Here is a 13,636-nt window from a genome sequence, read left to right as displayed (position 1 = left end):
GAATTATAGCGGGTTCGCTTTTCACCCGAAGACCGTCCGAATGGTAGGGCCGGTTCATTTGGTCGTTTTTTTCGCCTGATCGTACAAACTGTACCGTGCGGCCTGCTTCGGCCGGCGCTGCCGCAGCCTCAGCGCACATCGTCAGGCTGTGCAAAATCGCACACCCGGCAATTGTTTGCGAAACCCGCAGTCGCTGCGCCATCACAGCATTTCGGATCGACCTTCCTGCGCTTATCCCCTGTGCCGTTTGGCCCGTGTCGATAGAACACCGTCGCGCGTACCGCGCTTACTACCCTGTGCAACCCGACGTGATGGGGTCTCACTCGTCACAGGGCTTCCGCTTGTTGCTCCGGCACTTATCCCCACGCCCGACTCACCGACGTATCGCCCTCTTCCGGAAAACAAAAGCGGCGTGTTTCACGTGAAACACGCCGCCCGTTTCCCGCCGACCGCCCCACCGATCAAGCCGTCTTTTTCACCAACCCCAGGTATGTTTCGATCACGCGCGGATTTTGCGCCAGCTCGGCCGCCGGCCCTTCCAACGCAAACTCCCCCGTCTCCAGTACATAGCCGTAGTCCGAGATCTGCAGCGCGGCCCGGGCATTCTGCTCGATCAGCAGCGTCGCGACGCCTGTGCCGCGTAACGCGCTGATGATATGAAAAATCTCCTTCACGATCAGCGGCGCCAAGCCGAGGCTCGGCTCGTCGAGCATCAGCAAGTCGGGCTTGCCCATCAGCGCGCGGCCCACCGCGAGCATCTGCCGCTCACCACCCGACAGCGTGCCGGCTGCCTGCTTGCGCCGCTCCTTGAGCCGCGGAAACAGCGCAAATACGTGATCGAGCTGGTCGAGGAAGTTCGACTCGCCTGCGAGCTTGCGGCGATACGCGCCCAGCACAAGGTTATCCTCGACCGTCATCGTGCTGAACAGCTCGCGCTTTTCCGGCACCAGGCACATTCCCCGCGCGACACGCTGTTCGACCGGCAGTGCGCCCACGTCCTTGCCACGGTACACCACCGCCCCTGATGCATGCCCGGTCACCGGCAACGCGCCCATGATTGCGTTCAGCAGCGTCGACTTGCCGGCCCCGTTGGGGCCGATCACGCTGACGATCTGCCCGGCGCCGACCTTGATCGCCGCGCCGTGCAGCGCCTCGACCTTCCCGTAACGCACCGCCAGGCCGCGCACGTCGAGAATCGGCATCGTCGTATCCGTCATCACTCCACCCCGCCCAGATATGCTTCGAGCACCGCCGGATCCTGCTGCACGTCCTGCGGCAGCCCTTCCGCGATCCGCGTGCCGAATTCCATCACCACCAGCCGGTCGGTGAGGTTCATCACGAAATCCATGTCATGTTCCACGAGCAACACGCTCATCCCTTCCGCCTTCAGGCGCCGCAGCAAGTGGGCGAGTTGCTGCTTCTCCTGGTAGCGCAGCCCGGCGGCCGGCTCGTCGAGCAGCAGCAGCGTCGGATCGCAGCACAGCGCACGCGCGATTTCGAGAATCCGCTGCTGACCGAGCGCGAGGCTGCCCGCTTCGTCGTACATGTGCCTCTCCAGCCCGACGCGGCGGATCTGGCGTGCCGCCTCGGCCAGCAGCTGCGCTTCCTCGTGCGCATTGAGCCGCGCGATGCTGCGCCACACGCCCGTATGGCCGCGCAGGTGCGCGCCGATCGCGACGTTCTCGAGCACCGTCATCGTCGGCAGCAGCTTCACGTGCTGGAACGTACGACCGATCCCCCGCCGGACGATCTGGCGCGACGTGAGCCCGTCGATCCGCTCGCCGCGGAACGTGATCGTGCCGGCGGTTGGCTGCAGCACGCCGGTCACGAGGTTGAACGTGGTCGACTTGCCGGCGCCATTCGGGCCGATCAGGCCGATGATCTGCCCCGCTTTCACGTCGAAGCTGACGTCATTGACGGCCACCAGGCCGCCGAACTGCTTGCGCGCGTTATCGACGACGAGCAGCGCTTCGCCCGCCACCGGCTTCGCGCGCTGCGGCAACGGGTCGGCATGGTCGGGCACATGCGCGCGCGGCCCGCGCGGAAACAGCTTCGCGACGAACGGCCACACGCCCTGGCGCGCGTACTGCAGCAGCAGCACCATCAGCACGCCGAACACGATGATCTCGAAGTTGCCTTCCGAGCCGAGCAGCTTCGGCAACAGCGTCTGCAGATAGTCCTGCAGCACCGTGAGGATCGCCGCCCCGAGCACCGCGCCCCACACGTGGGACACGCCGCCGACCACGGCCATGAACAGGAATTCGATCCCGTGGTTCAGGCCGAACGGGGTCGGGTTCACCGCGCGCTGCAGGTGCGCATACAGGAAGCCCGAAACCGCCGCGAGCACGGCCGCGTAGACGAAGATCACGACGCGCATCCACGCGGTGTTCACGCCCATCGCCTCGGCCATCACGCCGCCGCCGCGCAATGCGCGGATCGCGCGGCCCGGCCGGCTGTTGAGCAGGTTCTGCACCGACACGATCGCGGCCAGCACGACGGCCCAGATCAGGAAGTACAGGCTTCGGCCGCTTCCCAGCTCGATGCCGAACAGGTTCAGTGCCGGAATCCCGTTGATCCCGTCGTACTTGCCGAGCAGTTCGAGATTGCCGAACAGGTAGAACAGCGCGAGGCCCCACGCGATCGTGCCGAGCGGCAGGAAGTGCCCGGACAGGCGCATCGTGACCGCACCGAGCACGAGCGCGACAAGCGCCGTCAGCACGACGCCGACGATCAGCGCGAGCCATGGCGACACGCCGTAGCGCGTCGTCAGGAACGCGGTCGCATACGCGCCGATGCCGACGAATGCGGCCTGCCCGAAGCTCGTCATCCCGCCGACGCCCGTCAGCAGCACGAGTCCGATCGCGACGATCGCGTAGAGGCCGATGTAGTTCAGCAGCGTGATCCAGTATTCGGGCACCTGCAGCGCGCCGGGCAGCACCGGCAGCGCGAACAGCGCCACGAGGAACACCCAGAAGGTCTTGTTGCGTACCATCGTCTTCATCGCGTCACTCCTCTTCCTCTTCCGTGTGCGGCGTCGCGAAACTGCGCCACAGCAGCACCGGGATGATCAGCGTGAACACGATCACTTCCTTGTACGCGCTCGCCCAGAACGACGAATACGATTCGAGCACGCCGACCAGCAGCGAGCCGGCGGCCGCGAGCGGATAGCTGACCAGCCCGCCGATGATCGCGCCGACGAAACCCTTCAGGCCGATCAGGAAGCCGGAGTCGTAATAGATCGTCGTCAGCGGACCGACGAGGATGCCGGACAGCACACCGAGCCCGGCCGCCAGCGTGAACGCGAGCCGCCCTGCTTCGGTCGTGCCGATGCCGACGAGCCGCGCGCCGAGCCGGTTCACCGACGTCGCACGCAGCGCCTTGCCGGCGATCGTGCGGCCGAAGTACACGTAGAGCGCACCGATCAGCACCAGCGCGGTCACGACCACGAGGATGCTCTGCACCGACACCGTCATGCTGCCGACCGACAGCGACGCATCCGCGAAGCCGTTGGTGCGCGAGCCTTCCGCCCCGAACATCACGAGCCCGAGGCCAACCATCGCGAAATGGACGGCGACGGACACGATCAACAGCAGCAGCGTCGTGCCTTCGGCGATCGGCTGATAAACGAGCCGGTAGACGAACGGCCCCATCGGCACGACGATCGCGAGCGTCAGCGCGATCTGCGCAAGCATCGGCATCGGCTGCGCGGCGAAGCTGCGCGCGATCGCGAACACCGCGAGCGGCAGCAGCACGTAGCGGCTAGCGAGCGTCGCGAGCGTGCGGCCGAGCTGATGGCGGCGTTCGCGATGGCGGATCAGGCCGCCGACTTCCAGCAGGAAGCACGCGATACCCATCACGAACAGCAGCCAGCAGGTGGCGGGAAATTTCTGCGCCTGCAGCGCTGCAAGCGTGAGCGCACCGTAGGCGACGAATTCGCCCTGGGGAATGAAGATCACCCGCGTGACGGAAAACACCAGCACGAGCGCCAGCGACAGCAATGCATAAATGGCGCCGGTCGTGATGCCGTCTTGCGCGAGGATCGCCGCAATCGAGAGATCCATACGTTTCGTGTATCGAGAATGCTGCGGAGAAACGAAAGACGGGAATGGCCGCGGCGCACGAACGGCAAGATCGGCGCGTCGGGCGCCACGCGGCGGGCCCCGGTGATTCCATGCGGCACGGGAGCAGCCCGACAGGCCCGCTCCGCTGCCGACGGCGCGCACGGCGCCGTTCGCGCCGCGCCCGCCGGTTTCACGTGGTGCTTATTCGGCCTGCAGCTTCCACTTGCCGTCGACGATCTGCACCATCACGCGCGCACGCGTGTCGAAGCCGTTGTGATCGGTCGGCGTCGTGTTGATCACGCCGTGCGACACGGGCAGGTCCTTCACGCTCTCGAGCGACGCGCGCAGCGCCTCGCGGAACGCCTCGGTACCCGGCTGGCCCTTCTTCAGCGCGTCGGGAATCGCACGCTGCAGCAACAGCCCCGCATCCCATGCGTGGCCGCCGAAGGTCGACAGCGAACCCGCGCCGTACGCCTTCTCGTACGCGGCCTTGTAGCCGAGCGCCGGCTTCTTCACCGGGTTCGAATCCGGGAGCTGGTCGGTCACGAGCACCGGGCCGGCCGGCAGGATCTCGCCTTCGCAATCCTTGCCGCACACGCGCAGGAAGTCGTTGTTCGCGACGCCGTGCGTCTGGTACACCTTGCCCTTGTAGCCACGCTCCTTCAGCGTCTTGGCGGGCAGCGCGGCCGGCGTGCCGGACCCGGCGATCAGCATCGCGTCGGGATTCGAGCCCATCAGCTTCAGCACCTGCCCCATCACCGACGCGTCGGTGCGGTTGTAACGCTCGTTCGACACGAGCTTCAGCCCGTTCTTCTCGGCCGCCGCGCTGAACGTCTTGTACCAGCTGTCGCCGTACGCATCGGCGAAGCCGATGAAGCCGACCGTCTTCACGCCGTGCTTCGCCATGTAGCCGGCGATCGCATCGGCCATCAGCTGGTCGTTCTGCGGCACCTTGAACATCCATGCGCGCTTCGCGTCCATCGGCGAGATGATCTGCGCGCTCGCCGCGAGCGAGATCGTCGGCGTCTTGCCTTGCGATACCGGATCAAGCATCGCGAGCGAGTTCGGCGTGACGGACGAACCGATGATCGCGTCGACGTGATCCTCGTCGATCAGCTTGCGCACGTTCTGCACCGCGCGGCTCGTGTCGGACGCATCGTCGAGCACGATGTACTGGACGCTCTTGCCCGCGATTTCCTTCGGCAGCAGCGCGATCGTGTTCTTTTCCGGAATCCCGAGCGATGCGGCCGGCCCGGTGGCCGACAGCGTCACACCGATCTTCACCTGCGCCGACGCCGTGGCCGCCGCGCACACGAGGCCCGCGGCAAGCAGAACCTCCATCCATCGATTCATCTTCATTTACGTTGTCTCCAAACGCTGCTCGAAAAATCCGCGGGTCGCTCGGGCGGCTCCCGGTCCTCAAACAAGTTAATAATTTAACTATCTCGCCGTACCGCGCCTACGCTCGTTTTCCCGTGAAACGCCGGCACCGCCATCAAGCCCCGGCGATACCGCGCGCGCACGTGCCGCGGCGCGTGCCGACACGGTCGTGCGACCGCCACGATGCGCGGCGGCAATGTCGTCAGGATGAACAAAACGGAGAAATGCGACGTTGCGCGAGACGCGATCGATGCGGACGCAACGATCGTCGGAAGGTCGGCCGGCCGGGCCGGGTTCGGCTCCACGAGCGAGCGGCGCAGAATCGAAAAATCGGCCGTTCATGCGAACGCGAACGACACGTCGGATGCGAACGCAACGACCGCGGAGACCGACGTGCCGGCAAATCGCACCGGAACGCGCATGCCGGCCGCAGGACGGCTCGTGAACGCCGGGGCATACCCGTGCACTGCCGACCCCGAACGAGCGGCGCCAGCCGCCCCTCGCACCCCGATCCATCGTCCCGCGCTTCTCATCCAACCGCACTCCCTCTTCTGCATTTTGCTTGTAGGAGAACTGCCGACCGTTTTCCCGACCGCTCGGTCGGCGAAAGCTGAGTGTAACGGACGCTTTTTGCGCACGCCAACCGGGTAAGCCCGGACGACGATGCACGCGGCTGCGCGCCGGCGGCGATCGACCGGCAGGAATGGATGAAAACGGGGAGACGGGATGAGGCGCGAGCGAGGTGGTGCAGAATGCGGCGCCACTGCCCTGCACCAGCAATGGAAATTCGCGCACCAAATGAAAAAGCGCTGTTGGATTCCGTCCAACAGCGCTTTGGGGTCCGGGCACTTTGTGCCTCGATTGTCTCCTCGTTCTCCACCTGCAAATTCGTTTCGCGGTGCATCAGAACTGAAACGAAGATTAAAGGACCTTTCACCCTGCGACAACTTAGCATTTACCCCTATGGTGCATCGCCGCACGAAAATGGGGCACCAGTCTCGCCGCGCGGCACCGGCACGAGGCCGCCGAAACGCCCTTCCCCGCCGCGCCGGATGGTGCTTCGCATCAACGCGCCGCGCCGGCCGCCGCGCTGCAATCAGGACGGCCTGAGCGTCTTGACCCGCGCGACCATCTCGCCGACGATCCCGCGCCTGAACGCAAGCACGCATGCGATGAAGATCAGCCCCGTGACGATCGTCGTCGATTCGCCGAGCGAGTGGAACCAGCCGATGCCGGTCGCCGACGCGAGCCACTCGCCGATGTCGCCGAGCCGGTCCTCCAGCGCGACGATCAGCGCCGCGCCGAGCAGCGGCCCGAACAGCGTGCCCATCCCGCCGACGAGCGTCATCAGCACGACGAGGCCCGACATCGTCCAGTACGCGTCGGACAGCGTCTCGAAACCGAGCACCAGCACCTTCAGCGAACCGGCCAGCCCCGCGAGCCCGGCCGACAGGATGAACGCGAGCAGCTTGAAGCGGTCGGTGTCGTAGCCGAGCGAGATCGCGCGCGCCTCGTTCTCCTTGATCGCGACGAGCACCTGGCCGAACGGCGAGTGCACGATCCGCACGATGAACGCGCACGCCGCGACGATCACCGCGAGCACGACGTAGTAGAGCGCGATGTCGTTCGACAGGTCCATGAGCCCGAACAGGTGCCCGCGCGGCACGCCCTGCAGGCCGTCCTCGCCGTGCGTGAACGGCGCCTGCAGGTAGATGAAGTAGACCATCTGCGCGAACGCGAGCGTGATCATCGCGAAGTAGATCCCCTGCCGGCGAATCGCGAACAGGCCGACCACGAGCCCCAGCAGCGTCGCGGCGAACGTGCCCACGAGCACGCCGAGCTCGGGCGTGAAGCCGAGCGTCTGGATCGCATAACCGGTCGCATAGCCGGCGGTAGCGAGGAACATCGCGTGGCCGAACGACAGCAGCCCCGTATAGCCGATCAGCAGATTGAACGCGGCCGCGAACAACGCGAACGTGAGCACCTTCATCACGAACACCGGATACGCACCGATGAACGGCGCGGCGAGCAGTGCCGCGAGCAGCACGCCGTAGAGCACTTTTCTCTGCATCATTTTTCCTTGCCGAACAGGCCCGCCGGGCGAATCAGCAGCACGATCGCCATGATCACGAACACGACCGTGGCCGATGCTTCCGGATAGAACACGCGCGTGAAGCCCTCGATCACGCCGAGCAGCAGCCCCGTGATGATCGAGCCGAGGATCGAGCCCATCCCGCCGATCACGACCACCGCGAACACGGTGATGATCATCGGCTGGCCCATCAGCGGCGACACCTGAATCACCGGCGCCGCGAGCACGCCCGCGAACGCCGCGAGCGCGACGCCGAAGCCGTAGGTGAGCGTGATCATCATCGGCACGTTCACGCCGAACGCCTCGACGAGCTTCGGGTTCTCGGTGCCGGCGCGCAGATAGGCGCCCAGGCGCGTCTTCTCGATCACGAACCAGGTCGCGAGACACACCGCGAGCGACGCGAGGACCACCCACGCACGGTAGTTCGGCAGGAACATGAAGCCGAGATTGGTCGCGCCGGACAGCTGCGACGGCACGTCGTACGGCTGGCCGGACGCCCCGTAGATCGAGCGGAACACGCCTTCGACGACGAGCGTGAGGCCGAACGTGAGCAGCAGCCCGTACAGGTGATCGAGCTTGTACAGCCAGCGCAGCATCGAACGCTCGATCAGGATCCCGAACGCACCGACGATCAGCGGCGCGAGCACGAGCATCGCCCAGTACGGCAACGCGAAGTACGACAGCCCCATCCACGCGAGCATCGCGCCCAGCATGAACAGCGCGCCGTGCGCGAAGTTGATCACGTTGAGCAGCCCGAAGATCACCGCGAGGCCGAGGCTCAGGATCGCGTAGAACGAGCCGTTGACGAGCCCGAGCAGCAACTGGCTCAGCATCGCCGGCAACGGAATGCCAAAGATTTCCATCGACTTAGCCGTCAGAATGAGTTTCGTTGCGTGCGCAACGTTCAAGCCGTCGCGCGCACGAGCGGCGCAGCGGGCACATCGCTGCACCCGCCGCCGCGCGGCGCTACGTCGCGCTTACTTCCACAGCGCGCAGCGCGATTCCTGCTTGGTGCCGAATGCCTGATCGCCCGGAATCGTCGCGAGCACCTTGTAGTAGTCCCACGGCTCCTTCGATTCGGACGGCTTCTTCACTTCCATCAGGTACATGTCGTGAATCATGCTGCCGTCCTGGCGAATGAAGCCCTTCGCGTAGAAGTCGTTGATCTTCATCTTCTTCAGCTCGGCCATCACCTTGTCGGAGTCGGTCGTGCCGGCCGCCTGCACGGCCTTCAGGTAGGTCGTCACCGACGAATAGTCGGCCGCCTGCAGGCTCGACGGCATCTTCTTCATCTTGCCGAAGTAGCGCTGCGCCCACTGGCGCGACGCCGCGTCGCGGTTCCAGTACCAGCTGTCGGTCAGCACGAGGCCCTGCGTCGTCTCGAGGCCGAGGCTGTGCACGTCGTTGATGAACATCAGCAGCCCGGCGAGCTTCATCGTCTTCGTGATGCCGAATTCCTTCGCGGCCTTGATCGCGTTGATCGTGTCGCCGCCCGCGTTCGCGAGGCCGAGGATCTGCGCCTTCGACGACTGCGCCTGCAGCAGGAACGACGAGAAATCCGACGCGGACAGCGGGTGCCGCACCGCGCCGAGCACCTGGCCGCCGTTCGCCTTCACGACGTCCGACGTGTTCTTCTCGAGCGCCTTGCCGAACGCGTAGTCGGCGGTCAGGAAGAACCAGCTCTTGCCGCCCTGCTTCACCACCGCCGAGCCGGTGCCCTTCGCGAGCGCCATCGTGTCGTACGCATAGTGCACCGTGTACGGCGTGCACTCCTCGTTCGTCAGCGTGTCCGCGCCCGCACCGATGTTGATGTAGACCTTCTTCTTCTCCGCAGCGAGCTTGGCCATCGCCAGCGCCGTCCCCGAATTCGTGCCGCCGACGAGCAGGTCGAGCCCGCCGCGGTCCATCCACTCGCGCGCCTTCGACGCGGCGATGTCCGCCTTGTTCTGGTGATCGGCATAGACGACCTCGATCGGCTTGCCGAGCACCTTGCCGCCGAAATCGGCGACGGCCATGCGGATCGCCTCGAGGCCGCCCTGCCCGTCGATGTCCGCGTAAAGCCCCGACATGTCGGTGACGAAACCGATCTTCACGCTATCCGCGGCGTGTGCGGCGCCGGCGGTGAACGCTGCGGTCGCGACCGCGAGACACGCGTGTGCGAGGGTCTTCATTTTCATTGACGTCTCCTGTTCTTCTGATGCGTTGTGGTTGTTCGAAGGCCGCCACGGCTAGCGGCAAGGGAAACGGGGCGGCGTCACACCCCGAGCAGGTCGTGAAGGATCGGCATCTTGCCTTCCAGTTCGGATGAGCGGAAATGCTCGACGATGCGGCCATGTTCCATCACGTAGAAGCGATCGGCGAGCGGCGCGGCGAAGCGGAAATTCTGTTCGACCATCACGACCGTATAGCCGCGCGCCTTCAGCGCGACGATCATTCGCGCGAGCGCCTGCACGATCACCGGCGCGAGGCCTTCGGAAATCTCGTCGAGCAGCAGCAGGTTCGCGCCGGTGCGCAGGATCCGCGCCACCGCGAGCATCTGCTGCTCGCCGCCGGACAGCCGCGTGCCCTGGCTCTGCCGGCGCGACGCGAGGTTCGGGAACATCGCGTAGATCTCGTCGAGCGACATCGCGTGCTCGCGCGGCCCGATCGGCGGCGGCAGCATCAGGTTCTCCTCGCACGACAGGCTCGAGAAGATTCCGCGCTCCTCCGGGCAATAGCCGACGCCGAAATGCGCGATGCGATGCGTCGCGAGGCCGATCGTCTCGTTGCCCGCGACCTTGATCGAGCCGCTGCGCCGGCCGGTGAGGCCCATGATCGCGCGCAGCGTCGTGGTGCGGCCCGCGCCGTTGCGGCCGAGCAGCGTGACGACCTCGCCGCGATGAACGCTCAGGTCGACACCGTGCAATATGTGGGATTCCCCGTACCAGGCCTCAAGGCCCGTGATCTCCAGCGCGGGCGTGCCGCTTTCGACGCCGCTCAATTCGCGTTCCTCCCGTTCGCTGTGCTTCATGCGTGCGCCCCCGCGAGCGCCGCATCGGCGCTGCCCATGTAGGCCTCGATCACCAGCGGATTCTTCGACACTTCCGCATACGACCCTTCGGCCAGCACCTCGCCGCGCTGCAGGACGGTGATCGTGTCGGAGATGCCCGCGATCACGTTCATGTTGTGCTCGACCATCAGGATCGTGCGGCCGCTCGCGACCTTCTTGATCAGCGCGGTCACGCGGTCGACGTCCTCGTGGCCCATCCCTTGCGTGGGCTCGTCGAGCAGCATCAGTTCGGGTTCCATCGCGAGCGTCGTCGCGATCTCGAGCGCGCGCTTGCGGCCGTACGCGAGCTCGACCGTCGGCACGTGCGCGAAATCGGTGAGGCCGACCTGCGTGAGCAGGTCCATCGCGCGATCGTCGAGGCGCCGCAACGTGCGCTCGCTGCGCCAGAAGTGGAATTCGGTGCCGAGCGCGCGCTGCAGGCCGATGCGCACGTTCTGCAATGCGGTCAGGTGCGGGAATACCGCCGAGATCTGGAAGGAACGGATGATGCCGCGACGTGCGACCTGGGCGGGCCGCTCGTCGGTGATGTCGATCCCGTTGAAGACGATCTGGCCGGCCGTCGGTGTCAGGAATTTGGTGAGCAGGTTGAAGCAGGTGGTCTTGCCCGCGCCGTTCGGTCCGATCAACGCATGGATCGCACCGCGGCGCACACGCAGGTTGACACCGTTCACGGCGGTGAAGCCCCTGAATTCCTTCGTCAGTCCGCGTGTTTCGAGAATCGTGTCGCCGAGAATCATGTTCCCTTCCGTACGAAGTCAGGCGAAGCACCGGGAAGATTCGCGCAAGCGACCGCGAACAGAACCGCGGATCAGCGGGCTGCCCCCGGGGCGCCGTATTACGCCTCGAGGGTGGTCTCCCGCGCCGACGCGTATGCACACTGCGCAACATTGTCGCGCCGTTGGTGCAGTGCAATCATCGGGATTTGCACTTATAGGGCTGGCCGCCATACAGGACGCGGCTGAGCGCGGATTTCGACGCGTTTTTTTTGACACGCGCATCATCGACGGTCGCGCGCTCGCACGACGCGTGCCTGCAAGCGCGGGCACGTTACGCTGCGCGTCATGTCGTCGCGCAACAGGAAGACTGCGAACAATGCGCGGCGTGCGCGTCGTCGATCGGTTGCGATCCGCACGCGCGAGCTTGTTTCGCATAGCGAATCAGCGGGCACCGGGATGACGGCCCGCTGTCACGCGTGTCAGCGTGGCGTCATGCTGCCGTCACCGCCGCTTCCGTTCGCACCTGTGTCGCGTCGTGCGCAGCACGTCGATCGGCGCGGATCATGTCGCTCGCGCGCTCGGCGATCATCAGCGTCGGCGAATTCGTGTTGCCCGACGTGATGAACGGCATCACCGATGCATCGACGATCCGCAGCCCCGCGATGCCGCGCACGCGCAGCCGGCTGTCGACGACGGCGCGCGCGTCGTCCGCACGCCCCATCCGGCACGTACCGACCGGATGGAAGATCGTCGTGCCGACCGCACCCGCCGCTTCGATCAGCTCGGCTTCGGTCTGGTACCGCGTGCCCGGCAGGATCTCCTCGGGGCGGTAGCGCGCGAGCGCCGGCGCGGACGCGATCCGGCGCGTGAGGCGCAGCGCATTCGCCGCGACATGACGATCGTGGTCGGTCGACAGATAGTTCGGCGCGATCGACGGCGCCGCGCCCGCATCGGGGCTCGCGATATGCACGCTGCCGCGCGAACTCGGTCGCAGATGGCAGACGGACGCCGTGAAGGCGTTGAAGCCGTGCAGCGGCTCGCCGAAACGCTCCAGCGACAGCGGTTGCACGTGGTATTCGAGATCGGGGCGCGTGAGCGCGGGATCGTCCGGATCGGACTTCGCGAACGCGCCGAGCTGCGACGGCGCCATCGACATCGGCCCGCGCTGCAGCAGCGCATATTCGGCGCCGATCATCAGCTTGCCCCACCAGTGCGCGGACAGCGTGTTCAGCGTGCGTACGCCTTCGACGCGAAATGCCATCCGCAACTGCAGGTGATCCTGCAGGTTCTCGCCGACACCCGGCAGATCCTGCACGACGTCGATGCCGAGGGCCTGCAGTCGCGCGCCCGCACCGATGCCCGACAGTTCGAGCAATTGCGGCGAATTCACCGCGCCGGCGGTGAGCAGCACTTCGGCGCGCGCGCGCGCGACGTAGTCGGTGCCGCCGCCGCGATACTCGACGCCGACCGCGCGCCGCCCGTCGAAGATCACGCGCTGCGCTTGCGCGCCGGTGATCACGGTGAGGTTCGGGCGGGTCATCGCGGGCCGCAGGAACGCCTTCGACGTATTCCAGCGCACGCCGCGCTTCTGGTTCACTTCGAAATAGCCGACCCCGGTGTTGTCGCCGCGGTTGAAATCGTCGGTCGCCGGGATGCCCGTCTGCTGCGCGGCCTGCGCGAACGATTCGAGGATCTCCCAGCGCAGCCGCTGCTTCTCGACGCGCCAGTAGCCGCCCGCGCCGTGCGCATCGCTCGCGCCCGCGTGGTGGTCCTCGCTGCGCTTGAAGATGGGCAGCACGCTGTCCCACGACCAGCCGGCGTCGCCGGTTTCCTGCGCCCAGCCGTCGTAATCCTCGCGCTGGCCGCGCATGTAGATCATCCCGTTGATCGACGAGCAGCCGCCGAGCACGCGGCCGCGCGGATACGACAGCGCGCGGCCGTTGAGCGCCGCCTCGGGCTGCGTCTTGTACAGCCAGTCGGTGCGCGGATTGCCGATGCAATACAAATAGCCGACCGGGATGTGGATCCAGTGATAGTCGTCCTTGCCGCCGGCTTCGAGCAGCAGCACGCGGATTTCGGGATCCTCGGTCAGGCGGTTCGCGAGCACGCAGCCCGCGGTGCCCGCGCCGACGATCACGTAATCGAATTCGCCCTCGAGCGTGCGTTGAGTACTCACGAGTGTCTCCATGGATTGTTGTGTATCGCGCATGCGATTCCGCGCGTCGTTTTCAGCATAGTGCGTCGCGGTCGATGCGGTCGATGAAGCGTACTCCGGCCGCCCGCCGCCGATCCAATGAGTTATGCTGAACCGCGTTATAAGCTGCGCTCATATCACGAC

General features: G+C 66.0%; 10 protein-coding genes. All 10 read right to left on the bottom strand.

Annotation, left to right across the window (positions count from 1 at the left end; genetic code table 11):
* Window positions 1-461: 461 nt before the first annotated feature.
* The 10 genes from WS46_RS19895 to WS46_RS19850 all read right to left on the bottom strand — a co-directional run bounded on the left by WS46_RS19895 (window position 462) and on the right by WS46_RS19850 (window position 13,474).
* Window positions 462-1,217, bottom strand: coding sequence for an ABC transporter ATP-binding protein (locus WS46_RS19895; protein ID WP_059531413.1), 756 nt, complete (start codon window positions 1,215-1,217; stop codon window positions 462-464).
* Window positions 1,217-3,001, bottom strand: coding sequence for an ATP-binding cassette domain-containing protein (locus WS46_RS19890; RefSeq protein ID WP_059691497.1), 1,785 nt, complete (start codon window positions 2,999-3,001; stop codon window positions 1,217-1,219). The genes WS46_RS19895 and WS46_RS19890 overlap by 1 nt, the downstream gene beginning before the upstream one ends.
* A 4-nt stretch (window positions 3,002-3,005) precedes the next feature.
* Entirely contained in the window at window positions 3,006-4,061 is a 1,056-nt protein-coding gene (locus WS46_RS19885) for a branched-chain amino acid ABC transporter permease (RefSeq protein WP_059691496.1), read from the bottom strand.
* Window positions 4,062-4,262: 201 nt separating this feature from the next.
* A complete protein-coding gene (locus WS46_RS19880; protein ID WP_059531229.1) occupies window positions 4,263-5,420 on the bottom strand; it encodes an ABC transporter substrate-binding protein in 1,158 nt (385 codons plus the stop codon).
* A 1,117-nt stretch (window positions 5,421-6,537) separates the two neighbouring features.
* Window positions 6,538-7,512, bottom strand: a complete 975-nt coding sequence (locus tag WS46_RS19875) for a branched-chain amino acid ABC transporter permease (protein WP_059691577.1) — start codon at window positions 7,510-7,512, stop codon at window positions 6,538-6,540.
* Entirely contained in the window at window positions 7,512-8,396 is an 885-nt protein-coding gene (locus tag WS46_RS19870; protein ID WP_059691495.1) for a branched-chain amino acid ABC transporter permease, read from the bottom strand. The genes WS46_RS19875 and WS46_RS19870 overlap by 1 nt, the downstream gene beginning before the upstream one ends.
* A gap of 114 nt (window positions 8,397-8,510) precedes the next feature.
* Window positions 8,511-9,710 (bottom strand): ABC transporter substrate-binding protein, encoded by a 1,200-nt coding sequence (locus WS46_RS19865; RefSeq protein ID WP_059531235.1) that lies wholly within the window; start codon window positions 9,708-9,710, stop codon window positions 8,511-8,513.
* A gap of 77 nt (window positions 9,711-9,787) precedes the next feature.
* Window positions 9,788-10,543, bottom strand: a complete 756-nt coding sequence (locus tag WS46_RS19860; RefSeq protein WP_059465973.1) for an ABC transporter ATP-binding protein — start codon at window positions 10,541-10,543, stop codon at window positions 9,788-9,790.
* On the bottom strand, window positions 10,540-11,319 hold the full coding sequence (locus WS46_RS19855; protein WP_040142748.1) for an ABC transporter ATP-binding protein: 780 nt from the start codon (window positions 11,317-11,319) through the stop codon (window positions 10,540-10,542). The genes WS46_RS19860 and WS46_RS19855 overlap by 4 nt, the downstream gene beginning before the upstream one ends.
* Window positions 11,320-11,788: 469 nt before the next feature.
* Entirely contained in the window at window positions 11,789-13,474 is a 1,686-nt protein-coding gene (locus tag WS46_RS19850) for a GMC family oxidoreductase (RefSeq protein ID WP_059691576.1), read from the bottom strand.
* Window positions 13,475-13,636: the final 162 nt, after the last annotated feature.

This window comes from Burkholderia sp. RF4-BP95, assembly GCF_001521985.1.
Lineage (GTDB): Bacteria > Pseudomonadota > Gammaproteobacteria > Burkholderiales > Burkholderiaceae > Burkholderia > Burkholderia diffusa.
Note: the sequence above shows the minus strand (reverse complement) of the source record. Positions and strands in the feature narration are given on the sequence as shown.